Below are 24,590 nucleotides of genomic sequence, written 5' to 3'. Positions count from 1 at the left end.
GTGGCCGAGCGCAAGAGCGTCCTGCTGCGCCTCGACCCGGCGGTGCACGACGCGCTGACGAGGTGGGCGAACGACGAGCTGCGCAGCACGAACGCGCAGATCGAGTTCCTGCTGCGCCGAGCGCTCGCCGAAGCCGGCCGCCTGCCCACCGGCGCGGCCGACCAACCCAGGCGCGGCCGGCCCCGCAAGAGCGACCGGGACGGCTCGACCGGATGACCGACGCCGTCGGTGCGGACCCATCGCACCGACGGCGTTCGCGTGCCACCCGGTCGGGCAGTGATCAACTCGCGGAGCGTGACGGCTGGTGCGACTGTTGACCAGGTGAGCCAGATGGACGCCCCGTACCCGCCAGGAACACCCGCGTGGGTGGACATGATGACCACCGACCGTGAAGCCACCATGGAGTTCTACGGCGGCCTGTTCGGCTGGGACTTCGAGATCGGCGGCCCGGAGACCGGGCACTACACGATGGCACTGGTGCGCGGCCTGCCCGTGGCGGGTTTCGGCGAGATGCCCTCGGACGTGATGTTCCCCGTGGTGTGGACGACCTACCTGGCCACCGACGACCTGGACGAGTCGGTGGAGAAGCTGAACGCCAACGGCGGCAAGGTGCTCGTGCCGGAGTTCGACACCGGTGGACCGGGGCGGGGCGCCATCGCGGTGGACCCGTACGGCGCGGCGTTCGGGCTCTGGGAGGCGGGCACGCACATCGGCGCGTACGTGGTGAACGAGCCCGGCTCGGTGATGTGGAACGAGCTGGCCACCCGCGACCCGTTCGGCGCGGCGGAGTTCTACCAGCAGGTGTTCGACGTGGGGCTGGACCCGCTGCCGGACTTCCCGTACACGCAGCTGCGGGTCGAGGGCCGCGCGGTGGCGGGCGTGTTCGGGATGGCCAACGAGATCCCCGCCGAGATCCCGCCGCACTGGATGACCTACTTCGCGGTGACCGACGCCGACGCGGCGGCACGGCGGGTGAGCGAGCTGGGCGGCGTCACGGTCGGCGACGTGGTCGAGTCGCGGTTCGGCCGGTTCACCACGGTCGGCGACCCGATGGGCGCGACGTTCCGGGTCATCCAACCGCCGCCTTCCACCCCAGACTGACCACGAGCGCCACCACGACGGTGAGGAACACCCGGCGCACGAACGCCGAGCCGCGCCGCACCGCCAGGCGCGCGCCGAACACCGCTCCGGTCACGTTGCACAGCGCGAGCACCAAACCCAAGCCCCACAACACCTTTCCGGCCGGGATGAAGTACAAGAGGGCACCCAGGTTCGTTGCGACGTTCACCACTTTCGCCGTGGCCGAAGCGCGCAGGAACGCGAACCCGACGAGACCCACGAGCAGGAACACCAGGAACGCGCCCGTGCCCGGACCCGCCAAGCCGTCGTAGAAGCCGATCAACGCGCCACCGGCGGCCATCACGGCGATCTGCGCGAAGCGCGTGAACCTCGGCGTCTCGGCCACGCCCAACTCCGGCTTGCGCCACGTGTAGAGGCCGACGCCGACCAGCGCGACGAGCACCACACCGTTGAGCACACCGGGCGCCAACGCCCCGGCGAACGCCGCACCGCCCACCGCGCCCACGAACGCGGCCGACGCCATCGGCAGCGCCGAGGACCAGTCGATCGTGGTCTGCCGGGAGTAGGTGCGCACCGCCGCCGCAGTGCCGACCACGGAGGCGATCTTGTTGGTGGCCAGCGCGTAGAGCGGCTGGCCGCCGGGCGCGATCAGCAGCAACGCGGGCAGCTGGACCAGCCCGCCGCCGCCCACCACCGCGTCGACCGCGCCCGCGACGAGCGCGGCCAGGCAGAGGAAGAGCAGGGCGGCGAGCGAAATGTGCCCGAAGCCGGGCCAGTCGAGTGCGGCGGTCACCCGCCCAGCCTAACCGAACGGTTGTACTGTTTTTAGCAGTCCGCCTTCCCTTGCTGGTCTGCGACGTGGGAACGCTCCCAAATGGGCCGTTCGGCCCTGTCGTGCGCCAGGTCACGCGGGAAAGGGTGTCCTCGGACGTTCTCCCGATCCACGCAGGAGGTTTCTCGGTGTTGAGATCCCGCAAGCGGACCGCGGTGGCCGCGTTGGTCGCCCTGGCCCTGCTGGTCACCGGAGCGCAGGCCAGCGGCATCATCGAGCCTGCCGGGCAGGACTACCAGGACGCCCGGGCGCCGGTCGACCGACGCGTCGAGAACCTCCTCAAGCGCATGACGCTGGAGGAGAAGGTCGGCCAGATGACCCAGATCAGGCTGGGCAAGCTGCGCGGCAACTGCGAGTGGAACCCCGGTCCGCTGCGCGAGGACTGCATGAAAGCGGTCCTGGAGGACGCGAAGGTCGGCTCGATCCTGTCCGGCGGCGGCGAAACGCCGAACCCGAACACGCCGCGCGCGTGGGCCGAGATGACCAACGCCATCCAGAAGTACTCGCTGGACCACAGCAGGCTGCGGATCCCGCTGATCTACGGGGCGGACGGCGTGCACGGCCACTCGAACGTGGTCAGCGCCACCATGTTCCCGCACCAGATCGGCCTCGGCGCGACGTGGAACCAGGAGTTGCAGGAGCAGCTCGGCGCGTCCACCGGCCGGGCCATGCGCGCCACCGGCGTGTTCTGGAACTTCGCGCCGGTGTCCGACATCGCGCGCGACACCCGCTGGGGCCGGTACTACGAGACCTACAGCGAGGACCCGGTGCTGGCCGGCGCGCTCGCGGCGGCGTACGTGCGCGGGCAGCAGGCCGACCCGACCGACGGCACCGCGAAGCTGACCGCGACCGCCAAGCACTTCGCGGGCTACTCGGAGCCGTTCAACGGCCACGACCGCGCGCCCGCCCAGCTGCCGATCCGGTACCTCCAGGACACCGTGCTGCCCGCGTTCCAGTCGCAGTTCGACGCGGGCGTCGGCACCGTGATGATCAACTCCGGTGCGGTGAACGGCGTGCCCGCGCACGCGTCGAAGTACCTGCTGACCACGCAGTTGCGCGACCGGATGGGGTTCCGGGGCGTGGCGATCACCGACTGGGAGGACATCCGGTTCCTGGTGGACCGCTACCACGTGGCGGCGAACTACGAGGAGGCCATCGCGATGGCCGTGAACGCGGGCATCGACATGGCGATGGAGCCGTCGGACGCGGCCGGGTTCACCGCCGGGCTGCTGGCGGGCGTGCGGAGCGGCGCGATCCCCGGCAAGCGGATCGACGAGGCCGTGCGGCGGATCCTGAAGCTCAAGTTCGAGCTGGGGCTGTTCGAGAAGCCGTTCGTCGACGTCGAGAAGGCCGACGCGATCGTGAACGGCGCGGACCGGGCGCTGGCCCGTCAGGCGGCGGCGGAGAGCACGGTGCTGCTGCGCAACGACGGCGTGCTGCCCCTGTCGACCGGCGTGGGCAAGCTCGTGGTGACCGGTGACTCGGCCGACTCCGTCGCCCGGCAGCTCGGTGGTTGGACGGTCGGCTGGCAGGGCGTGCCGGCCTCGTCGCCGATGCCGCCGACGGTGACGGTGTTGCAGGGCATCAAGGCCGCCGTGCCGTCGGCGAACGTGGTCAGCGCGGCCACGCAGGCCGACGCGGTGGCGCAGGCCGGTGACGCCGATGCGGTGGTCGTCGTGCTCGGTGAGGACCCGGGCGCGGAGGGTGAGTCGGACACCGAGGAGCCCGCGCTGACCGCTGCGCAGCAGGGCCTGGTGGACGCGGTGCGGGCGACCGGCAAGCCGGTCGTGGTCGTGCTGCTGACCGGCCGGCCGCAGGTGCTGGGCACCGTGGCGGACGCGCCGGCGCTGGTCGCGGGCTGGCTGCCCGGTTCCGAGGGCGGCAGCGCGATCGCCGACGTGCTGTTCGGGGCGGTGAACCCGAGCGGCAGGCTGCCGGTGTCGTGGCCGAAGACGGTCGGCGACCAGCCGTTCTCGTACGACCAGGTGCGCGGCGCGAACACCGCGCCCAGCTCCGCGTACGACCCGGCGTTCGCGTTCGGGCACGGCCTGTCGTACACGACGTTCACCACGTCCGCGCCGAAGTTGGGTTCGACGGAGGTGCGGCGGGACGGCCAGGTGAAGGTGTCGGTGACCGTGGCCAACACCGGTGCGCGTGACGGCACGGTCGTCGTGCCGGTGTACGTGCACCAGCCCGTGAGCAAGGTGCTCACGCCGCCGCAGCGCCTGGTCGGCTTCACGCGGGTGGCGTTGAAGGCCGGTGAGCAGCGGGCGGTCGAGGTGACCTTCGACGTGCGGCGGCTCGCGGTGACGGCGGGCGACATGGACGGCTCGGGCAAGCCCGAGGTCGCCAGGGGCGGCTACGAGGTCGTGGTCGGCGACGGGAGGGCTCGATTCACGGTGCGGTGAGCTGCCCTGATAACCTTCTCGGTCGTACCCGCGCGGCATTCCGCTGTGGAGGAAAACCGCCCCCTCGTGGGGCGGAGCCGGTGACAAGCGCGGTGCGACTCCGAGACCGAGGAAAAGGTGGCTTTCGCGTGGCGAACATCAAGTCCCAGATGAAGCGGATCAAGACGAACGAGAAGGCGCGCCTGCGCAACAAGGCCGTCAAGTCGTCCCTCAAGACCGCGATCCGCAAGTTCCGTGAGGCCGCCGAGGCCGGTGACAAGGAGAAGGCTGTCGCGCTGGCGCAGGACGCGTCGCGCAAGCTCGACAAGGCCGTCTCCAAGGGCGTGATCCACGCCAACCAGGCCGCCAACAAGAAGTCGGCGCTGGCGCGGCGCGCCAACCAGATCTGATCTGGTCTTCACGCTGAAGCGCCGCCCACCCCCGCGCGGGGGTGGGCGGCGCTTTTCGTTTGCGCTCTCTCGAACGGCAGGCAACGGCAGCCGGCGACCCAGTAGCCACCAACCCGGCGACCTGGCAGCCGTCGACCTCACAGACACGGGCCTCGCAGCGTCCGCGGCAGCCGCTCACCAGCCGGCACCCCAGCGGCCGGCACCCCAGCGGCCGGCACCCCAGCGGCCGGCAGCCGGCGGCCAACGCCCGCCACCCAGTGCCCGGGCAGTCACGCGGTCACCACCCGCACGACCGGCTCCGCGCTCAGCGGCGGCCGTGGGCGGCGACGATCTTCAGCACCGCGCGCTCCAGGGCGTAGCCCGAGTCGGCGGCGACGCCCTTGACGTCGGCGTTCAGGTCCGCGACCACCGTCATCGCCGACGCGAGCCCTCGGTCCTCCCAGCCACGCGACTGGCCCTGGGCCTTCTTCACCTTCCACGGCGGCATGCCGAGCTCGCCCGCCAGCTTGAACGGGTCGCCCCGGCCCACCGCGGACACCCGCGCGATCGTGCGCACGGCGTCGGCCAGCGCGTCGGCGACCAGCACGTGCGGCACGCCGAGCTGGATCGCCCACCGCAACGCCTCCAGCGCACCAGCCCGGTCACCCATCACGGCCTTCTCCGCGACCGCGAACCCCGTCACCTCGGCCCGGCCGCGGTGGTAGCGGCGGACCGCCTCGGCGTCCACCTTGCCGCCGGTGTCGGCGACGAGCTGCGAGGCCGCCGCCGCCAACTCGCGCAGGTCCGACCCCACCGCCTCGATCAGCGCCGCCACGGCCTCCGGATCGGCCTTGCCGCCGCCCGCCGCGCGGATCTCGTTGCGCACGAACGCTTCCCGGTCCGCCGCCTTGGTGATCTTGGGGCACTCGGTCACCCGGGCACCTGCCTTGCGCAGCGCCGCGGGCAGGTCCTTGGCCGCCTTGCTGCGCCCGCCGCCGCTGTGGACGACCACCACCGTCACCCCGTCCGCCGGGGCCTTGGCGTAGCCGATGACCGCGTCAGCGATCTCCTTGCCGGACTCCTGCGCGGCCTCCAGCGCGACCACCCGCCCTTCGGCGAACAGCGACGGGCTCACCAGTTCCGCCAGTTCAGGCGGGGTGAGATCGGTCACGCGGACGCGGGTCAGGTCGGCCTGCGGATCGGCTTTCCGCGCCGCCGCCAACGCACCGCGCACCGCGCGCTCGACCAGCAACTCCTCCTCGCCGAGGATCAGGTGCACGGCGTCGGGCATGTCAGCGGGCGCACTCACGGGCGCGATCCTCCCACGGGTGGCAGACGTCCGGATGGTGGACGTCTCTGGCTGAGGGTCGGGATCGTGACGTAAGTTGAAGTCCACAACTGAATACCGCTCATCCAGAGGGGCAGAGGGATCGGCCCGAAGAAGCCCCGGCAACCCGTCGCACAGCGTCCGCTGGCGACCACGGTGCCAATTCCGACCCGCGGTGCGCGGGAAAGATGAGGAGATACCTCGCGATGACTGCTGTCAGTGTGCCCTCGGCCACCACCTCCTTCGACCTCGGTCCTGCCCGTGCGCTGTCGTGTCGTGAATGCGGCCACGAGACGCCGCTCGCCGCCGAATACGCCTGTCTCGAGTGTTTCGGGCCGCTGGAAGTGGCCTACGACTTCGGTCGGATCCGTCGCGAGGACATCGAGGCGGGCCCCCGGTCGATCTGGCGCTACCGCGGCCTGCTCCCCGTGCCGACCACCGTCGAGTCGCACCCCAACACCAACCCCGGCGGCACCCGCCTGGTCGAGGCCGACCGCCTCGCCAAGGCCCTCGGCGTGCGCAAGGTGTGGGTGAAGGACGACACCGGCAACCCGACCCACTCGTTCAAGGACCGCGTGGTCGGCGTCGCCCTCGCCGCCGCCCGCGAACTGGGCTTCAAGGTCCTGGCCTGCCCGTCCACCGGCAACCTGGCCAACGCCGTCGCCGCCGCCGCGGCCCGCGCGGGCTGGGAGTCGGTGGTCCTGGTCCCCTCCACGCTGGAGCAGGCGAAGATCCTCATGACCGCCGTCTACGGCGGCAACCTGATCACGGTCGACGGCAACTACGACGACGTGAACCGGCTGGCTCAGGAACTGGCCGCCGAGCACGAGGACTGGGCGTTCGTCAACGTCAACGTCCGCCCCTACTACGCCGAGGGCTCCAAGACGCTCGGGTACGAGGTCGCCGAACAGCTCGGCTGGCGGCTGCCCGACCAGATCGTGGTGCCCATCGCGTCCGGCTCGCAGTTGACCAAGGTCGACAAGGCCTTCCGCGAGCTGGGCGACCTCGACCTGGTCGAGCAGACCCCGTACCGCGTGTTCGGCGCGCAGGCCACCGGCTGCTCCCCCGTCTCGGCCGCCTTCAAGGCGGGCCACGACGTGGTCACCCCGGTTCGCCCGGACACCATCGCCAGGTCGCTGGCGATCGGCGCACCCGCCGACGGCCCCTACGTGCTGGACGCCGTCCGCCGCACCAACGGCGCGATCGAGGACGTCACCGACGAAGAGGTCGTCGAGGGCATCCGCCTCCTGGCCCGGACCGAAGGCATCTTCGCCGAGACCGCCGGCGGCGTCACCGTCGCCACCGCGAAGAAGCTCATCGAGACCGGCCGGCTGGACCCGGACGCCGAGACCGTGCTCCTGATCACCGGCGACGGCCTCAAGACCCTGGACGCCCTCGGCGACCGCGTCGGCCCCCGCGCCAACGTCCCGCCGTCGGCCGAGGCCGTGCTGAAGGCTCTCCAGGACTGACCGGTTCCGCCCGTGCTCGCCCGGGGTCGGACCGTGGTTCCGGCCCCAGGCGGCACGGCGGCGGTCGGTACGGCCCTGGGTGGCACACCGGCGACCCGTGCGGCGGAGGTCGGCTCAGTGCCGGCCAACTCCTTCGCCCTGCCGGCGCTCTCCCGTCGGCTGTCGTGGTCATAGGGCGATCCTGGAGGAGCGGAGCCACCCGGTCCGGGGGAAGGCGGTCAGCTCGGGCAGGACGTGCGGGCCGACCGGTTCGGTGACCACGCGCCAGGCGGTGAGCATCTGTGGCCAGGGTCGTTCCGCCTTCTCCTGGTTGTAGCGCTCGGCGTGCCACTCCTCCGGCGGTATGGCGAGGTCGGCGTCGAACAGGCCGTCGGCGATCAGCCGGTAGGCGGTGTCCGGCGAGGGGACCTGCGCCAGGCGGATCACGCCGGTGGCCGTAGCCCTGGCGACGATTCCGCGCTCACCACTGGGCAGTTCCTCGCACACGTAGTACGTGAACGCCGGCCGGAGCTCGTCGGTCGGCCAGGGTTGCGCGGTGTAGCCGGGCTGCCACAGCGCCCACGCCACGGCCCGGTTGTCGCCCTGCGGCGACCAGCCGGAGTGCAATCGGATCCAGACGTCGTTCCTCATCGTTCTCCCCTTGTCCGTTGTCGGGTTGGCCGCCGCTCCTGCGGGCGACCCGCGGCCCGTCCGGGCCGGCCAGGACGGCGGTGTCGCCGTCCCGGTCCGTGCGAAGCACCAGCGCGCCTCGGCTCGTCAACGCGTCGACCAGCACCCCGCTGGGGTGGCCGTACCGGTTGTCCGCGCCCACGCTCACCAACGCGATCCGCGGCCGGACCGCCGCGAGGAACGCCGGTGACGAGTACCGCGAGCCGTGGTGCGGCACCTTGAGCACGTCGGCCCGCAGGTCCACGTGCCCGCCGAGCAGGTCCGCCTGCCCGGCCAGTTCGATGTCTCCGGTCAGCAACACCCGCCCGGCCGCGGTGGAGGCCCGCAGCACCAGCGACGCGTCGTTGACCGCCGTGTTCGTGTCCGTCCCGCTCGCGGGGTCCGCGCGCGGGCCGAGCACGTCGAGCTCCAGACCCGGCCAGCTCAGCCGCTGCCCGGCGCCCAACTCCACCACGCGGACCCCGGCCGTCCGCGCCCGTTCCCCCACCTCCTCCCACGCCCACTCCGGCTCTCGCGACGGCCCCACCGCCACCGCGCCCACACCCAGCTCAGCCAGCACCGCCGCCAACCCGCCGACGTGGTCGGCGTGCAGGTGGCTGAGCACCACCAGCGGTATGCGCCGCACCCCGAGCCGCCGCAGGCACGACAGCACCGGCACCGGGTCCGGCCCCGTGTCGACCAGCACCGCCCGGTCGCGCTCGGCGGTGGCGAGGACCACCGCGTCGCCCTGGCCCACGTCACAGGCCACGACCGACCAGCCGGGCACCGGCCACCCCGGCGAGACGACGTTCAGCGGCACGACCACCACCACCGCGCCGACGACGGCCGCCACGACCACCGTCCGCACCCGGCGCAGCCTGGTGATCGCGTAGCCGAGAACCAGCACCCCGGCCAGCAGCAGCCCGCCGATCCAGCCGCTGGGCCACCCGACCGCCGCGCCGGGCACGGCCGCCGCGTGCCTGCCGACCATGATCAGCCAGCCCACCGCCGGACCTGCCACCTCGACCACCAGCCGGGCCGTCGGCTCGTGCACCTGCGCCAGCACGGCGGCCAGCACACCGAGCACGGTGGCCGGGGCCACGACCGGCGCGGCCAGGAGGTTCGCGACCACCGCGACCAGGCTCACCTGGCCGGACAGCCCGGCGACCAGCGGCGCGGTGGCCAGGTTCGCCGCCACCGGCACCGCCAACGCCTCGGCGAAGCCCACCGGGACGCCGCGCTCCTTCATCGCGGCGGCCCACCTCGGCGCGAGCAGCACCAGCGCCGCCGTCGCCACCACCGACAGACCGAACCCCGGCTCAGTGGCCAACTCCGGGTCGTAGAACACCAGGACCACCACCGCGGCTGCGAGCGCCGGCAACGCCGACCGCTCCCGACCCAGGACCAGCGCGAGCAACGCCACCGCACCCATCACGGCGGCCCGCAACACGCTCGGCTCCGGCCCTGCCAGCACCACGAAGCCGACCAGCGCCGCCATCGCGCCCACCGCGCAACCACGCGGACCGACCCGCATCAGCCTCAGCAGCAACAGGACCGCGCCGCAGAGGATCGCCAAGTTCGCACCGCTGACCGCGAGGACGTGGGCGAGACCCGCCGTGCGGAACTCCTCCACCACCCTGGGTGGGAGGCCGGAGGTGTCGCCGACGACGAGCGCGGGCAGCAACCCGGCGGGTTCGGGGTCGAGCGCGGTGCTCGCGTTCCGCAGTCCGGCACGCAGGTCTTCGGCGACCCGCTGCCACACCGGCGCTTCGGTCACGTCCTGCGGAGGCCCGCGAACCCGCAGCACCGCGACCGTCAGCTCGCCTTCGCGAGGAGGGGCGAGAGCGCCACGCGCGGTGACCCGTTGGCCGGGCAGGAGGTCCCGCCACCGCGCCGCCGGCGCCAGCACGGCGATCCGACCGCCTCCGTCGAGCGATCCGCGCACCAGCACCAGGTCGACCCCGCTCGCCCGCGAGCCGAAACCACTGGTGCGCAAGCCGTGCGGCCGGTTGTCCAGTTCGAAGTGGACAGTGGTAGGCGTGCCCCGCTCCGCCGCGACGCGCAACGGGTGGTGGGCCGCCCCGTGCACCTGGGCACCGATCCAGCACGCCGCCACCGGACCCGCGACGGCCACCGCCACCGCTGCCGGTCGCCACCGGCGCAAGGCCAAGCCGCCGACCACGGCAGCGACCAGACCGATCACGAGCGCGGCCCACCACGCCCACAGCAGCCCGGCCAAGGCCGTCGCCCACACCGTCAACGCGGCGGGGACCAGATACGCACGAGGACTCACGACCTCACCCCGGATGAAGAGCACGAAGAACCACGGAGAACGGAGGAGAACGACGGCGGTGAGGCCGATCGCCCACGCCGCCTACTACGCCCACTTCGCCAAGTGCAGCCCGATGAGCGCCGTAGCCCGGACCGCTTGTGCCGCTAGGACCAGGTGCGCACAGGACCTCCGCTCACACCCGGATACTCACGGCTGAGCCACCGGGGTGGCCGCGGCAGGCCCACCGCGAGTGCCGCCCGCCTCCAGAGCGGCCCGGCGGAGGTGGTCGCCACACCGCCTCCCCCGCGAAGCCGACTGCACGCGGCAGCCCATGAGCCCGAGAGCGTTCGGGAGCGGCGGCGGTCCGACGAACACTGCCCACACCGTCCGGACCACGTGCGTGCGGCGACGCCCGTGCCCCTCGAACCGTGGGTCCGGCCGGCGAGGCCGGCGGCGGAGGGGCCAGGTCCGCCTCTGGCCCAGAACCACACCACCGGGGACCACGGCGGCCGAGCCGCACGGGGAGGTCAGCGGCAGCCTGAGGGCTGTGGCCTGCGATGGCCGCCGGCAGCCGATGCGCACGGGTTCATGGGACCGCGTTCGGCTGAGGGCCGGCCGCCGAGAGTCGTAGTAGGTGCGGCCCGTCCCGGCAGGAGCATGTCGTTGGCGGGTTGTCTGCGGTGCGGCGAGGGCTGGGTTCGCGGGTCACGAGGCCACCCACCGGAACCTCGACAGGGTGGTCAGGCGGGAACCGGTGGTGCGGAGGGCGCGACGGACGCGGTTCAGGAGTTGCCGGTGGTGGCCGGAGTGGTTGCGGCGCGGTGGACGGGGTGATGGGTGGTGGGCATGGGGGCAGGACCGGGTGGGACGCATGGTGACCTCCGAGTGGTGTCGGGATGGCGGCGGAGTGACGGCGGGGCGGTGCCGAGCGGTCAGAGGCGGACGAGGTCGCGGAGTTTGGCCAGCTTCGCGTCGCCGATGCCCTCGATCTCACCCAGTTGGTCCATGGACGTGAACGGGCCGCGTTTCTGCCTCCGGTCGACGATTCGCTGCGCTGTCACCGGGCCCACGCCCGGCAGGGTGTCCAGTTGGTCCTTGGTCGCGGTGTTCAGGTTCAGCGGCTCGGTGGTCGTGTCGGCCGGTTGCGGGATGGCGATGCCCACGGCTATCTGCTCGCCGTCGGTGACCTTGCGGGCGAGGTTCAGCGGGGTCAGGTCGGCGCCCGGGTTGGCGCCGCCCGCCGCTTGCAGCGCGTCGGCCACCCTGGCGCCGTTCGGGACGGTCACCAGGCCGGGAGCGGGCACCAGGCCCACCACGTTGACGACCAGTTGTTCCTCGGCGCGGGTGACGACGGCGGCCTCCGCCACCGGGAGGTCCGGTGGGCTCTCCGGCACCGGGCGCTCCCACCACAGGGCCAGGGCGACGACCAGCGCCACGCCGGCCATCACGCCCGCGAGCAGGATCCTGCGGCGGTGCGGGACGGCCGGCTCGGGCAGCCAGCGTCGCAAGAGGCGGCGCAGAGGGGTGGGCGGGCCGGCGCGGCCGTCGGACGAGACGAAGACCAAGGTCTCGGCGTCCGACGCGCGGTGTCTGCCCCGCTCCTGGGAGATGAGGGCCTTCAGGCGGGCGGTCGTGGTTTCCGGGTTCCTGTCGAACATGGGCTCGACGTTAGGCCGGATGGACCAGGGGGTGGGGTGCTGGTTTTCGATCTGTGGACAACTGGCTGAATGATGGATAAGGAGGAGCTAGGACACCCCTCCGGGCAGCACCACCACGCCCAGCACACCGGGGCCCGTGTGCGCGCCGATCACGGCTCCGACCTCGGAGATCAGGCATCCGGTCGAGCCGGGCACGCGTTCGTCCAGCAACGTCGCCAGTTCCGCCGCGCGTTCCGGCGCGGCCAGGTGGTGGACAGCCAGGCCGACCGGCCCGGAACCCGCCGCCGACGCGGCCAGGTCGACCAGCCGGCCGATCGCACGCCCCATTGTCCGCACCTTCTCCAACGGCACGATCCGACCGTCGTCCACGTGCAACAACGGCTTCACCGCCAGCGCGGTGCCGACCAACGCGGCCGCCGCGCCGATCCGCCCTCCTCGCCGCAGGTGGTCGAGCGTCTCCACGCAGAAGAACATCCTGACCCGGGCAGCGGCGGCCACCGCGGCTTCCTCCGCGCACTCCGCGTCACCACCCGCGGCACACGCGGCCAGCGCGGCGAACCCCAGCCCCATGCCCGTGGCCCGCGAGTCGACCACCCTGATCCGGCCCGGGTCGACCTCCTCCGCGGCCAAGCGCGCGGCCTCCCACGTGCCCGAGAGGTCACGGGACAGGTGCACGGACACGATCGCCTCCGCGCCCTCCGCCAGCACGGACCGGTACACCTCGGCCAGCTCGCCCGGCGTCGGCCGGGACGTGGTCACCCGGCGGTGCTCCCCCAACGCGGCGGCCAGCTCGGCCGGCCCGAAGTCCACGCCGTCCAACCTGCTGCGACCGTCCACGGCCACGTGCAGCGGCACGACCCGGACGCCGTGCCGCTCGGCGAACCCCTCGGGCAGGTACGCCGTGGAGTCGGTGACGATCGTGGTGGACACGAGTGCCGAGACTACGGCTCCGCCGCACCCGAGTGGCCGACCGCCACGGACCTGATCAGTTCCGCCATGGCCCGCCCGACCAGCTCGTGCCCTTCCCAACCCCAGTGCATGCCGTCCGGGTTGCCGAGCCGTGACCGAAGGTGCTCGCCCACCAACGGCGGCACGTCCAGCAGCGGCACGCCCGCCCCGACAGCCCACTCGCGCAGCGCGCGCTCCGCCGCCGCACGCCCGCTGTGCACACCGGCGTAGGCAGCCGAACAGTGCACCGAGGGCGTCATCCCGACCACCCTGATACCGGGCTCCAGAGCACGCACCGCGCACACCGAGTCGTTCAGGTACCGCACGGTCAAGCGAGGCGGCAGCGCCACCGGGTACCCGCAGAAAGCCCGCGACAGCACCGGCTGCAACGTCCGGTACCCGGCCCGCGCCCGCCGCCGCAGCCCGTCGGGCCGCAAGTAGCGCAACCCCTGCCGCAGGTAGGTTGGCAACGGCGACGGCAGCGTGTCCATGTGCCCCACTGCCAGCACCACCACGTCCGTGCGCGGCAGCAACGACCACACCCGCGGATCACCGGTCAACGACCACCACGCGTCACGCGCCGTCCACCCGAACCCCGCCGACAGCTCCGCGTGCCCGCCCAGCGCCGATGCCGCGACGTTCGGCCACAGCCGGGGGTGATCGGCGGGCAACGGCCCCTGCGGACCGTGGAACGAGAGCGAATCGCCGAGGACGAGCAGTCTCACCGGGTGATTCCGGCGTTGTACGACGACAGCCGCCACCTGCCGTCGCCGTGCGGCCGGCGGGTGAACACGGTCCAGTGGCAGTTGCCGATGCCACCCAGCAGCGCCCAGCGGTCGACCGGCAGCTCCAGCAACCTCCCGGTCAACGCGCTGATCAGGCCGCCGTGCGCGCACAGCATGACCGTGCCGGAGAACTCCGCGTCCACGTCGGCCACCACGGCGAGCGCGCGCTCGGCGACCTCGACGCGCGTCTCGCCGTCCGGCGGCGCCAGGGTGCCGTCGGCACGCCACAGGTCCAGCGCGCCCGGCCACTCCACCTCGATCTCGGTCGAGGTCAGCCCCTGCCACTTGCCCAGGTGCGTCTCGCGCAGCCGTTCGTCGACGCGCAGGTCGACGCCGGTCGCGTCGGTGAACACCGTGGCGGTGTCCCTGGCGCGGCGCAGGTCGGAGGCGACCACCAGCTCGGGCTCGAACCCGGCGAGCACCGGCACCGCGAACCGCGCCTGGTTCCACCCGGTCTCGGTCAGCGACGAGTCCAGGTGGCCCTGCATGCGGCCGGTCGCGTTGTAGTCGGTCTCACCGTGCCGCCACAGCACGAGCCGGTTCAGGGTCATGCCTCGGCGGCCTCGTCGGTCGGCGGCCCGGCGTCGAACTCGATGCGCGGGCAGTCCTTCCACAGCCGCTCCAGGCCGTAGAAGGTGCGCTCCTCGGCGTGCTGGACGTGCACGACCACGTCCACGAAGTCCAGCAGGACCCAACGACCTTCGCGCGCGCCTTCACGGCGGACCGCCTTGCGGCCGGTCTCGCGCAACTTCTCCTCGACCTCGTCCACGATCGCGCCGACCTGCCGCTCGTTCGCGGCGGAGGCGATCACGAAGCAGTCCGTGATCACCAGTTGGTCGGACACGTCGAGCACGATCACGTCGTGCGCCTTCTTGTCGGCTGCCGCGCTAGCGGCGACCAGCGCCAACCGTCGTGCCTCGTCGGTGGCTGCCACGTCACTCCTCATCACACCGGCGGACGCCGTTACGCCCGCACGAGTCAATGAGGGTACCGGCGTCTCGGCTCAGTCCGGCATCGAGTAAAGCCGACGCTTGCTTATGTACTGAACGACACCATCCGGCACGAGGTACCAGACGGGCAGTCCGGCGGCCGTCCGGTCCCGAACGGCGGTCGACGAGATGGCCATCGCGGGCACCTCCACCAGCGACACCGCGCCCGGCGGCAGGTGCGTGTCGACCAGCTCATAGCCCGGTCGGGTGACGCCGATGAAGTGGGCCAGGTCGAACACGTCGTCCGCACGCCGCCACGACAGGATCTGCTCCAACGCGTCCGCGCCGGTGATGAAGAACAGGTCCGAGTCCGGGTGCCCGGCCTTGAGGTCGGTGAGGGTGTCGACGGTGTACGTCGGGCCGGGCCGGTCGATGTCCACCCGGCTGACCGAGAACCGCGGGTTGGACGCGGTGGCGATGACCGTCATCAGGTACCGGTCCTCGGGGGCGCTGACCTCGCGCTCGCTCTTCTGCCAGGGCTGACCCGTCGGCACGAAGACGACTTCGTCGAGGTCGAAGCGGGCCTGGACCTCGCTGGCCGCGACCAGGTGGCCGTGGTGCACCGGGTCGAAGGTGCCACCCATGACCCCGATCCGCCGGTTCGACATGGGAGGTGAGCCTAGTTCGGGTGGTGCGCGGGCGGCCGGTCGCTCCCCGAAAGGCCGCCCGCGCACTCGTCTCCCGGTCGCGGCCCTGGGGAGTAGGCCGCAACCGCGGATCGCGCGGCCCACCCCGAATCGAGCCGCACGGCAGAGGAACGCGCACGTCAGGCGGCTATGACGCGATTGGCGGAACTTTTTCCTAGACCTGGGGCGCGAGCACCGCGCCGTCCGCAGAACGCACCAGGATGGCCTCCATCGGGCACGACTCCGCGGCGTCCACGACCGCGTCGTCCGGCTCGACCTCCGACTTCACCGGCGTGGCCGTGCCGCCGTCCAACCGGAAGTGGTCCGGCGCGATCGACGTGCACATGCCCGTACCCATGCACGTGGCCCGGTCGACTTCGATCGTCCACTCGCTCATCGGTCTACCACCTCACCAGTAGTCGTTCGGGGCCCCGCACCAGTCTGCCCTTCTTGAACACCACCTCGTCGGCCAACTCCAGGTGCGGGAACCTATTGAGCAAGGTCGAGATGGAGACCTGCAACTCCATCCTTGCCAAGGGCGCGCCGATGCAGTGGTGCACGCCGTGACCGAACGCGAAGTGCGGGTTGTGCTCGCGGTGGAAGTCCAGCTCATGGGGGTTGGGGAACACCGCGGGGTCGCGGTTGGCCACGAGCCCGTCCACGAACACCGCCTCGCCGGCGCGGACGGTCACGCCCGACAGCTCGACGTCGGCGGTGGCGATCCGGGGGAAGCCGGGCGCGCCGGACAGCTTCGTGATCCGCAGCAGCTCCTCCACGGCGGCCGGCACCAGCGACGGGTCGGCGCGCAGCTCCGCCAGCCGCTCCGGGTGGGTGAGCAGCTGGTAGGCGAAGTTGCCGATCTCGCTGCCGGTCGTCTCGTGGCCCGCGATGAGCAGCGTGACGCCGAACGAGACCAGCTCCTCCTCGGTGAGCCGGTCGTCGTTGTCGTGCGCGTGCACCAGGACGGTGAGCATGTCGTCGGCCGGGTTCTCGCGCTTGTCCTCGACCAGGTCGCGGATGTACGCGCGCAGCGACGCCGCCGCGGCCTCGATCTCGGGCACGGTGAACGCGGTGATCGCCACCGCCGCGTCCGACCACTCGCGGAACTTCGCCCGGTCCAGCGCAGGCACGCCCAGCATCTCGCTGATGAGGGTGATGGCCACCGGCATGGCCAGTGCGTCGACGAGATCGGCGGGCGGCCCCTGCGCCTCCATGTCGTCCAGCAGCCCGTCCACGATCTCCTGGGCGCGCTCACGCAGCTGCCCGGTGCGACGGGCGGTGAACGCCTTGGCCAGGATCCGGCGCAGCCTCGTGTGCTCCGGAGGGTCCATGCTCAGGATGGTGGTGATGCCCGGCACCTCGGGCATGGTCCGCGGCGGGTCGTAGTCGGCGTCCATCACCGGCGCGCGGCTGAACCTCGGGTCGGCCAGCACGACCTTGGCATCGGCGTAGCGGGTGACCAGCCAGGCTTCACGGCCGTACGGCAGGCGCACGCGGGCCACCGGCTCGTCCCGCTGGAGCTCCAGGTAGGTCTCGTTGACGACGAGGTCGTCGGGTTCGGGGAACGGGTAGGGCCGGGCCGCCATCGCAAACCCCCACTGCCAGTGATCACTTGCACCCGACAGTAGGTACCCCGCCCGGCACGCGGGACGTGCTCCGCAACGCCGCTACGGCTTTCACCGGCGGCGCTGCGGAGCACCGTCCGCTAGGGCTGGGGCGCGAGCACCGCGCCGTCCGCCGAACGCACCAGGATGGCCTCCATCGGGCACGACTCCGCGGCGTCCACGACCGCGTCGTCCGGCTCGACCTCCGACTTCACCGGCGTGGCCGTGCCGCCGTCCAACCGGAAGTGGTCCGGCGCGATCGACGTGCACATGCCCGTACCCATGCACGTGGCCCGGTCGACTTCGATCGTCCACTGGCCCACCGGTGTCACCAGCTCACCGGCAGGGCCTGCGGGCCGCGGATGAGCCGGCCCTTCTTGAACGTCACGTCACCGTCCAACCGGAGCAGCGGGAACCGCTTGAGCAGGGTGCCGATCGCGACCTGCAGCTCCATCCGAGCCAGGGGCGCGCCGATGCAGTGGTGCGCGCCGTGGCCGAACATGATGTGCGGGTTGTGCTCGCGGTGGAAGTCCAGCTCGTGCGGGTTGGAGAACACCGACGGGTCGCGGTTCGCCGTGACGTTGTTGACGAACACCGCCTCGCCCGGCTTGATCGTCACGCCGGACAGCTCGACCTCCGCGGTCGCGATCCGGGGGAAGCCCGCGGAGCCGCCGAGCGCGGTGAAGCGAAGCAGCTCCTCGATCGCGGCGGGCACCAGCGACGGGTCGGCCCTCAGCTCGCCGAGCCGCTCCGGCCTGCGCAGCAGCAGGAAGACGAAGTTGCCGATCTGGTTGGCGGTGGTCTCGTGCCCCGCCACCAGCAGCGTCACCCCGAACGAGATCAGCTCCTCCTCGCTGAGCCGGTCCTCGTTGTCGCGCGCGGCGATCAGCACGGAGAGCATGTCGTCGGCGGGCTCGGCGCGCTTGCGCTCGATCAGCCCGGCGATGTAGGCCCGCAGCGCCTGGTTGGCCGCCATGATTTCCTCGTGGGTGAACGCGGTGATCGCCACCGCGCCCTCCGACCAGGCGCGGAACTGGCCGCGGTCCTCGAACGGCACGCCGAGCATCTCGCAGATGATCGTGATGGGCAGCGGCATGGCCAGCGACTCGACCAGGTTCGCGGGCGGCCCCTGCGCCTCCATCTCGTCCAGCAGGCCGTCCACGATCTCCTGGGCGCGCTCGCGCAGCTGCTCGGTGCGCCGCGCGGTGAACGCCTTCGCGACCAGCTTGCGCAGCCGCGTGTGGTCCGGCGGGTCCATGCTCAGGATGTTCGTCTCGGTCGGCATCGTCGGCAGGGTGCGCGGGACGTCGGCGCCCGGCTCCATCACCGCCGCGCGGCTGAACCGCGGGTCCGCCAGCACGGTCTTGACGTCCTCGTAGCGGGTCGCCAGCCAGCCCTCGCCGCCGTAGGGCAGCCGCACCCTGGCCACCGGCTCGTCCCGTTGCAGGTCGAAGTAGGTGGGATTGATCTCGAGGTGGTCGAGCTCGGCGAACGGATAGGACCTGGTCTCCATCGTCTACCCCCATGTAAGCACTCGCTTACATCCGACAGTAGGGAGGTCGTCACGGACCGTCAACCGGGTTCGGTGTGTTCCAGCAGGACGGACGCTGCTCGCGTCACGAGGGCCGCGACGGTGGTGGCGTCCGCGTCCGCGAGGGGCTGTTTGCCGAACACGCTGCGCAGCACGCCGATGCCCACGACCCACGCCAGGACGAGGTCCGCGCGCAGCTCCGCGTCCTCCGCGTCCGTAAGGGACGACAGAGCGCGCGCGTACTCCTCCCCCAACTGCCGCCGCACGACCTCCGCCGCCGAGTCGTGGTGCGAGGACCGCAGCACCGCGTACAACGGGTGGTCCTCGCGCCTCGGCTTCTCCTCCATCATCCGCAGCAGCACGTTGCGCAACAGGTGCTCGATGGGCGAGTCCTCCAGCAGCGCACGGCTCTGCGTGGCCAGCACGGTCGCGAACAGGGCGTCCTTGCTGCCGTAATAGCGGAACAGCAGGGCCTGGTTCACGCCCGCGAGGCTCGCGATGTCACGCACCGTGGTGCGGTCGAACCCCCGCTCGCCGAACAGCTTCGTGGCGGCGTCCAGCAACGCCGCCTTGGTCGCGGCGGCGTCCCGGGGCCTGCTCACGACCTCGGCCGGACGTGCCCCTCGCCCCAGACCACCCACTTGGAGGAGGTCAGCTCGGCCAACCCCATCGGGCCGCGGGCGTGCAGCTTCTGGGTGGAGATGCCGATCTCCGCGCCCATGCCGAACTCGCCGCCGTCGGTGAACGCGGTGGACGCGTTGACCATGACCGCCGCCGCGTCGACCCTGGTGGTGAACCGGCGGGCCGCGGCGAGGTCACTGGTCACGATGGCCTCGGTGTGGCCGGAGCCGTGCGCGGCGATGTGCTCGATGGCCTCGTCGATCGAGCCGACCACGCGGGCGGCGATGTCCAGCGACAGGTACTCGGTGTCCCAGTCCTCGTCGGTGGCGGCCTGGACCCGGGGGTCGGCGGCGAACCGCTCGTCGCCGTGGATGGTGACGTTCTCGGCCTTGAGGGCGTCGGTGATGCGGGGCACGAACTCGTCCGCGATCGCGGCGTGCACCAGCAGGGACTCGGCCGCGTTGCACACGCTCGTGCGGCGGGTCTTGGAGTTGAGGACGATGCGCTGCGCCATGTCGAGGTCGGCGCTCGCGTCCACGTACACGTGGACGTTGCCGACGCCGGTCTCGATGGCCGGCACGGTGGCCTGCTGCACGACGGCGTTGATCAGGCCCGCGCCACCGCGCGGGATGACCAGGTCGACCAGGCCGCGCGCGGTGATCAGGTGGGTGACCGACGCGCGGTCGTGGCACGGCAGCAGCTGCACGGCGTCGGCGGGCAGGCCGGCGGTCTCCAGGGCGTCGCGCAGGATCGCGACCAGCGCGGTGTTCGAGTGCTCGGCGGTGGACGAGCCGCGCAGCAGGGCCGCGTTGCCGGACTTCAGCGCCAGGCCGGCCGCGTCCACGGTGACGTTCGGGCGGGCTTCGTAGACCATGCCGACCACGCCCATCGGGACGCGGACCTGCTTGAGCTCGAGGCCGTTCGGCAGGATCGAGCCGCGCAGCACCTCGCCGATCGGGTCCGGGAGGCCGGCCACCGTCTCCAGGCCCTGGGCCACGCCGTCGATGCGGGCCTCGGTGAGCGCGAGGCGGTCGAGCAGGCCCTGGTTCAGCCCCGCGGCCTTGCCCGCTTCGAGGTCCTTGGCGTTGGCCTCCAGCACCTCGGTGGCGCGGGTGCGCAGCGCGGTGGCCATCTCGTGCAGCGCGGCGTCCTTGCTCTCACGGGTGGCGAGGACGAGCTCGTTGGCGGCGACACGGGCGCGCCGGGCCGCGGCGTGCACCTGTTCGCGCAGGTCATCAGTCACGCCGTCCAGCCTACGGTCACCCGGTCGTGGATGTCTTCGAGGTTCCCGAGGATCGGACGGCCGTCCACGATCGGGTGAAGCTGCGGCCGGGACCGTCGCACAGGTGTCCGTCCTGTCGGGGGCGTCTGCCACTGTGTGGCCCATGAGGTCGCGTCCCTGGCGACCGAATCGTCCGAGCGAGCGAGGACAACAAACGATGGACGACAGCGCGTTGCGGGAACTGGCAGAGGAACGGCTGAGGGCTTTGGCGGGCCCCCAGGCCGTGCTGCGCGAGGACCAGTGGACGGCCATCCACGCGCTGGTGTCCGAGCGGCGGCGGGCGCTGGTGGTGCAGCGCACGGGGTGGGGCAAGTCCGCCGTGTACTTCATCGCCACGGCGTTGCTGCGGTCCTTGGGCGAGGGGCCGACGGTGATCGTGTCGCCGTTGCTGGCGCTGATGCGCAACCAGGTCGGCGCGGCGGCGCGGGCGGGCGTGCACGCGGCGACGATCAACTCGGCGAACACCGACGAGTGGCAGGACGTGCAGGACCGGGTGGCGTCCGGTGACGTGGACGTGCTGCTGGTGTCGCCGGAGCGGCTGAACAACCCGGACTTCCGGGACACCGTGCTGCCGTCGCTGACCGCGGCGGCGGGGCTGCTGGTGGTGGACGAGGCGCACTGCATCTCCGACTGGGGTCACGACTTCCGGCCGGACTACCGGCGGCTGCGGACGTTGCTGACCGAGCTGCCGGCGGGCGTGCCGGTGCTCGCCACCACGGCCACGGCCAACGACCGGGTGGTGCGGGACGTGGCCGACCAGCTGGGGCTGGGCGCGGGCACGGACGCGCTGGTGCTGCGCGGGCCGCTGGACCGGGAGAGCCTGCGGCTGTCCGCGGTCCGGCTGCCGACCGCCGAGGCCAGGCTGGGGTGGCTGGCCGAGCGGCTGGAGCAGCTGCCCGGCTCGGGGATCATCTACACGCTCACGGTGGCGGCGGCGGACGACGTGGCGGCGTTCCTGCGCGAACGCGGCTACGAAGTGACGTCGTACTCGGGCCGCACCGACCCGGCCGAGCGCCAGCGGGCCGAGGAGGACCTGTTGGCGAACCGGGTCAAGGCGCTGGTGGCGACGTCCGCGCTGGGCATGGGGTTCGACAAGCCAGACCTGGGGTTCGTGGTGCACCTGGGCGCGCCGCCCTCCCCCATCGCCTACTACCAGCAGATCGGCCGCGCGGGACGTGGGGTGGAGCGGGCCGAGGTGTTGTTGCTGCCCGGTCCGGAGGACAAGGACATCTGGGCGTACTTCGCGTCGCTGGCGTTCCCGCCGGAGCACGTGGTGCGGCAGGTGCTCGACGTGCTGCCGGCGGACCGGGCGATGTCGACGGCGGCGCTGGAACCGATGGTCGAGCTGTCGCGGACGCGGTTGGAAGTGGTGTTGAAGGTGCTCGACGTGGACGGCGCCGTGCGGCGGGTGCGCGGCGGGTGGGTGTCGACGGGACAGCCGTGGTCCTACGACGCCGAGCGGTACGAGCGGATCGAGGCGGCGCGGCAGGTGGAGCGGCAGGCGGTGCTGGACTACCTGGCCACCGACGGCTGCCGCATGGAGTTCCTGTTGCGGCAGTTGGACGACCCGCACGCGGCGCCGTGCGGTCGGTGCGACAACTGCACGGGGCAGCGGCCGTCGGCGGAGGTGTCGGACGCGGCGGCGGCGTCGGCGCGGGAACGGCTGCTGCGACCCGGCGTCGAGGTGGAGCCGCGCAAGATGTGGCCGACCGGGATGGCGGCGGCCGGGGTGTCGTTGTCCGGGAAGATCCCGCCGGGCGAGATCGCGGCGACGGGGCGGGCGTTGGGGCGGTTGACGGACATCGGCTGGGGCAACCGGTTGCGGTCGTTGCTCGCCGGGGACGACCAGGAGATCCCCGACGACGTGTTCGCCGCGTGCGTGAAGGTGTTGTCCGCGTGGAGTTGGGCGGAACGGCCGGTGGGCGTGGTGACGGTCGGGTCGCGGACCAGGCCCGCGCTCGTGGGCAGCTTCGGGCAGCGGATCTCGGCGGTCGGGCGGCTGCCGCTGCTCGGGCAGGTGTGGCTGGGCGAGGCGACGCGCCGGGCCAACAGCGCGCAGCGGCTGGCGGGGCTGGTGCGCGAGACCGACGTGCCGGATCTGTCCGGTGTGGACGGTCCGGTGCTGTTGGTGGACGACCAGGTCGACACGGGGTGGACCATGACGGTCGCTGCCCGGCTGCTGCGGCGGGCGGGGGCGTCGGCGGTGCTGCCGTTCGCGTTGGCGGTGACGGCGTGATCAGGAGGTGAGGGCGACGAGGTGAGGTTGATGACGGAACGGTTGGTGCTGCGGCCTTTCACGGAGGCCGACGCGCTCGCGTTCGCCGCGTACCGGTCGGATCCGGACGTGGCCAGGTACCAGGGTTGGGAGACACCGTTCTCCTTGGCGCAGGCCGAGGAGTTCGTGCGGGAGGTCGCCGCGGCCGACCCGACCGCCCCCGGCTGGTACCAGTTCGCGGTCGAGGCGAACGGGGTGCTCGTCGGCGACGTCGGGGTGGGTCTGCACGAGAACCGGATGCAGGCCGACATCGGCTACACGCTGGCTACCGCGCACCAAGGGCACGGGTACGCGTCGGAGGCCGTGCGACGGGTGGTGGCGTACTTGTTCGAGGTGCGGGGGCTGCACCGGGTGGCCGCCGAGTGCGACGCCCGCAACGTGAGGTCGGCGCGGTTGCTGGCCAGGCTCGGGTTCCGGCAGGAGGGGCACCGGGTGTTGAGCACGTGGGCGAAGGGAGAGTGGACGGACGACCTGCTGTTCGGCCTGCTGGCCACCGAGTGGCGCACCGCGACCGGCTCGCGGGGGTGAGCACGACGTGGATCGGTGAAGGATCTACCGACTTCAGCGGCTTTGTGGTTGTGTCCAACCCATGGCTGCCCTGGAGACCGAGCCCCAGCACCGCCTGCCCGTCCGCAAGCTCGTCGCGGCGAGTATCGGGAACGCCATCGAGTGGTACGACTGGACCATCTACGCGACGTTCTCGATCTACTTCGCCACGCAGGTCTTCCCCAAGGACAACCCGCGGCTCGCGCTGATCAACACGCTCGCGGCGTACGCGATCGCGTTCTTCTTCCGACCGCTGGGCGGGTACCTGCTCGGACGGTTCGCCGACCTGCGCGGGCGGCGGACGGCGATGCTGCTGACCATCGTCCTGATGGCCGGTGGTTCGGTCGCCATCGGCCTGCTGCCGACGTACGCGCAGGTGGGGTGGCTGGCGCCGGTCCTCCTGCTGCTGGCCCGCATCGCGCAGGGACTGTCGCTGGGCGGCGAGGTCTCCAACGCCTCGGCGTACCTGGCGGAGATCGCGCCGCCGCACCGGAGGGGGCGGTACTCGGCGTTCTTCTACATCTCCACCGGCGCCGCGGTGCTGATCGCGTCACTGCTCGGGTACGGGTTGGCCCGCACGCTCGACGAGGCCCAGTTGGCGTCGTACGGCTGGCGCATCCCGTTCCTGATCGGCGGCGTGCTGGGGCTGGTGGGCCTGTGGATGCGGCGCAGCCTCGAAGAGACCGAGCAGTTCGAGCACAACAAGGCCAAGGCCCGGCAGCTCAAGCGCCCGCTGCTGACGACCCTGCGCGAGCACCCCAAGGCGGTCGGACGGCTCGTCGGCTTCACCATGCTGTCGACGCTGTGCTACTACACGTTCTTCAGCGCGCTGACGCCGTTCGCGGTGACCAAGCGGGGCGCGGACGACGGGGACGTGTTCCTCGCCCTGTCGATCGCGACGGCCCTGTTCATCGCGCTGCAGTACCCGATGGGCGCGCTGTCGGACCGGGTCGGCCGCAAGCCTCAGTTGCTGGTCTGGTCGGCCGCGACGGCGGTGCTGGTCGTGCCGCTGTCCACGCTGATCGGGCCGGGTGTCGGCAACCTGCTCCTGGTGTTCTGCGTCGGGCTCGGCCTCTACACGGCCATGACGTCGATCGCGCCCGCCGTGATGAGCGAGTTGTTCCCGACCGAGCTGCGCGCCCTCAGCATCGGCTCCTGGTACAACCTGACCGTGGCGCTGTTCGGTGGCACCGCGCCGCTGGTGATCCAGTGGCTGCCGGGCAGCACGTTCTTCGTCTACGTCGCGGCCGGGGCCGCCATCGCGTTCGTCGTGATCCTCACGATGCCCGAGACGAAGGGCGAGACCCTGCGGTAACGCCGC

Annotated in this window: 24 protein-coding genes and 1 riboswitch; of the genes, 8 read left to right on the top strand and 16 right to left on the bottom strand. The window is 72.0% G+C overall.

What is annotated here, in order from left to right; all coding sequences use genetic code 11:
- On the top strand, positions 1 to 216 hold the full coding sequence (locus tag AB0H12_RS33615) for a type II toxin-antitoxin system antitoxin (protein ID WP_499628433.1): 216 nt from the start codon (positions 1 to 3) through the stop codon (positions 214 to 216).
- Positions 217 to 330: 114 nt separating this feature from the next.
- Complete coding sequence (locus tag AB0H12_RS33610; protein ID WP_499628432.1) at positions 331 to 1,101, top strand: VOC family protein; 771 nt, start codon at positions 331 to 333, stop codon at positions 1,099 to 1,101.
- Here the strand turns inward: AB0H12_RS33610 and AB0H12_RS33605 are convergent.
- A complete protein-coding gene (locus tag AB0H12_RS33605; protein WP_499628431.1) occupies positions 1,070 to 1,873 on the bottom strand; it encodes a TSUP family transporter in 804 nt (267 codons plus the stop codon). The two genes, AB0H12_RS33610 and AB0H12_RS33605, sit on opposite strands and share 32 nt — an antisense overlap.
- A gap of 167 nt (positions 1,874 to 2,040) precedes the next feature.
- Here AB0H12_RS33605 and AB0H12_RS33600 point away from each other — a divergent pair, with 167 nt between their 5' ends.
- Positions 2,041 to 4,320: a glycoside hydrolase family 3 N-terminal domain-containing protein gene (locus tag AB0H12_RS33600; protein WP_499628430.1), complete on the top strand. Its 2,280-nt coding sequence runs from the start codon at positions 2,041 to 2,043 to the stop codon at positions 4,318 to 4,320.
- A 128-nt stretch (positions 4,321 to 4,448) separates the two neighbouring features.
- Positions 4,449 to 4,709: a 30S ribosomal protein S20 gene (gene rpsT / locus AB0H12_RS33595; RefSeq protein WP_230572953.1), complete on the top strand. Its 261-nt coding sequence runs from the start codon at positions 4,449 to 4,451 to the stop codon at positions 4,707 to 4,709.
- A 304-nt stretch (positions 4,710 to 5,013) separates the two neighbouring features.
- Here rpsT and holA read toward each other — a convergent pair whose 3' ends face one another.
- Positions 5,014 to 5,997, bottom strand: a complete 984-nt coding sequence (gene holA, locus AB0H12_RS33590; protein WP_499628429.1) for a DNA polymerase III subunit delta — start codon at positions 5,995 to 5,997, stop codon at positions 5,014 to 5,016.
- Between the two features lie 97 nt (positions 5,998 to 6,094).
- Positions 6,095 to 6,210, top strand: a riboswitch (SAM riboswitch).
- A gap of 11 nt (positions 6,211 to 6,221) precedes the next feature.
- Here holA and thrC point away from each other — a divergent pair.
- Positions 6,222 to 7,484: a threonine synthase gene (gene thrC, locus AB0H12_RS33585; RefSeq protein ID WP_499628428.1), complete on the top strand. Its 1,263-nt coding sequence runs from the start codon at positions 6,222 to 6,224 to the stop codon at positions 7,482 to 7,484.
- 168 nt (positions 7,485 to 7,652) lie between these two features.
- On the opposite strand, the gene AB0H12_RS33580 is transcribed toward thrC, so the two are convergent.
- The 14 genes from AB0H12_RS33580 to AB0H12_RS33515 all read right to left on the bottom strand — a co-directional run bounded on the left by AB0H12_RS33580 (position 7,653) and on the right by AB0H12_RS33515 (position 20,409).
- The gene (locus AB0H12_RS33580) at positions 7,653 to 7,910 is read right to left on the bottom strand and encodes a hypothetical protein (RefSeq protein ID WP_499628427.1); all 258 of its coding nucleotides are present in this window, start codon (positions 7,908 to 7,910) and stop codon (positions 7,653 to 7,655) included.
- 34 nt (positions 7,911 to 7,944) lie between these two features.
- On the bottom strand, positions 7,945 to 10,425 hold the full coding sequence (locus tag AB0H12_RS33575) for a DNA internalization-related competence protein ComEC/Rec2 (RefSeq protein ID WP_499628426.1): 2,481 nt from the start codon (positions 10,423 to 10,425) through the stop codon (positions 7,945 to 7,947).
- Positions 10,426 to 11,336: 911 nt separating this feature from the next.
- Entirely contained in the window at positions 11,337 to 12,062 is a 726-nt protein-coding gene (locus AB0H12_RS33570; RefSeq protein ID WP_499628425.1) for a ComEA family DNA-binding protein, read from the bottom strand.
- Positions 12,063 to 12,149: 87 nt separating this feature from the next.
- Complete coding sequence (locus AB0H12_RS33565) at positions 12,150 to 12,992, bottom strand: DegV family protein (RefSeq protein WP_499628424.1); 843 nt, start codon at positions 12,990 to 12,992, stop codon at positions 12,150 to 12,152.
- Positions 12,993 to 13,003: 11 nt separating this feature from the next.
- Entirely contained in the window at positions 13,004 to 13,735 is a 732-nt protein-coding gene (gene octT, locus AB0H12_RS33560; protein WP_499628423.1) for a diglucosylglycerate octanoyltransferase, read from the bottom strand.
- On the bottom strand, positions 13,732 to 14,346 hold the full coding sequence (locus AB0H12_RS33555; protein WP_499628422.1) for a histidine phosphatase family protein: 615 nt from the start codon (positions 14,344 to 14,346) through the stop codon (positions 13,732 to 13,734). Before AB0H12_RS33555 ends, octT begins: the two co-directional genes overlap by 4 nt.
- A complete protein-coding gene (gene rsfS / locus AB0H12_RS33550; RefSeq protein WP_499628421.1) occupies positions 14,343 to 14,729 on the bottom strand; it encodes a ribosome silencing factor in 387 nt (128 codons plus the stop codon). The genes AB0H12_RS33555 and rsfS overlap by 4 nt, the downstream gene beginning before the upstream one ends.
- Positions 14,730 to 14,798: 69 nt before the next feature.
- Positions 14,799 to 15,392 (bottom strand): nicotinate-nucleotide adenylyltransferase, encoded by a 594-nt coding sequence (gene nadD / locus AB0H12_RS33545; protein WP_499628420.1) that lies wholly within the window; start codon positions 15,390 to 15,392, stop codon positions 14,799 to 14,801.
- Positions 15,393 to 15,585: 193 nt separating this feature from the next.
- On the bottom strand, positions 15,586 to 15,807 hold the full coding sequence (locus tag AB0H12_RS33540; protein WP_499628419.1) for a ferredoxin: 222 nt from the start codon (positions 15,805 to 15,807) through the stop codon (positions 15,586 to 15,588).
- 4 nt (positions 15,808 to 15,811) lie between these two features.
- On the bottom strand, positions 15,812 to 16,996 hold the full coding sequence (locus tag AB0H12_RS33535; RefSeq protein ID WP_499628418.1) for a cytochrome P450: 1,185 nt from the start codon (positions 16,994 to 16,996) through the stop codon (positions 15,812 to 15,814).
- Between the two features lie 119 nt (positions 16,997 to 17,115).
- Positions 17,116 to 17,346 carry a ferredoxin gene (locus tag AB0H12_RS33530; protein WP_499628417.1) on the bottom strand — a complete coding sequence of 77 codons (231 nt, stop codon included), beginning with the start codon at positions 17,344 to 17,346 and terminating at the stop codon, positions 17,116 to 17,118.
- A complete protein-coding gene (locus tag AB0H12_RS33525) occupies positions 17,343 to 18,527 on the bottom strand; it encodes a cytochrome P450 (RefSeq protein WP_499628416.1) in 1,185 nt (394 codons plus the stop codon). The genes AB0H12_RS33530 and AB0H12_RS33525 overlap by 4 nt, the downstream gene beginning before the upstream one ends.
- A 59-nt stretch (positions 18,528 to 18,586) precedes the next feature.
- Entirely contained in the window at positions 18,587 to 19,147 is a 561-nt protein-coding gene (locus tag AB0H12_RS33520) for a TetR/AcrR family transcriptional regulator (protein ID WP_499628415.1), read from the bottom strand.
- Positions 19,144 to 20,409, bottom strand: coding sequence for a glutamate-5-semialdehyde dehydrogenase (locus AB0H12_RS33515; RefSeq protein WP_499628414.1), 1,266 nt, complete (start codon positions 20,407 to 20,409; stop codon positions 19,144 to 19,146). Before AB0H12_RS33515 ends, AB0H12_RS33520 begins: the two co-directional genes overlap by 4 nt.
- Before the next feature lie 196 nt (positions 20,410 to 20,605).
- Between AB0H12_RS33515 and AB0H12_RS33510 the strand changes: the two genes are divergently transcribed.
- The 3 genes from AB0H12_RS33510 (at position 20,606) to AB0H12_RS33500 (ending at position 24,584) form a co-directional block, all read left to right on the top strand.
- Positions 20,606 to 22,684: a RecQ family ATP-dependent DNA helicase gene (locus tag AB0H12_RS33510; protein ID WP_499628413.1), complete on the top strand. Its 2,079-nt coding sequence runs from the start codon at positions 20,606 to 20,608 to the stop codon at positions 22,682 to 22,684.
- Positions 22,685 to 22,714: 30 nt separating this feature from the next.
- Positions 22,715 to 23,251: a GNAT family N-acetyltransferase gene (locus AB0H12_RS33505; RefSeq protein ID WP_499628412.1), complete on the top strand. Its 537-nt coding sequence runs from the start codon at positions 22,715 to 22,717 to the stop codon at positions 23,249 to 23,251.
- A 61-nt stretch (positions 23,252 to 23,312) separates the two neighbouring features.
- Entirely contained in the window at positions 23,313 to 24,584 is a 1,272-nt protein-coding gene (locus AB0H12_RS33500; RefSeq protein ID WP_499628411.1) for an MFS transporter, read from the top strand.
- Positions 24,585 to 24,590: the final 6 nt, after the last annotated feature.

It is taken from the genome of Actinosynnema sp. NPDC023794, assembly GCF_040639675.1.
Lineage (GTDB): Bacteria > Actinomycetota > Actinomycetes > Mycobacteriales > Pseudonocardiaceae > Actinosynnema > Actinosynnema luteola.
This window is presented reverse-complemented; position numbering and strand designations above follow the sequence as displayed.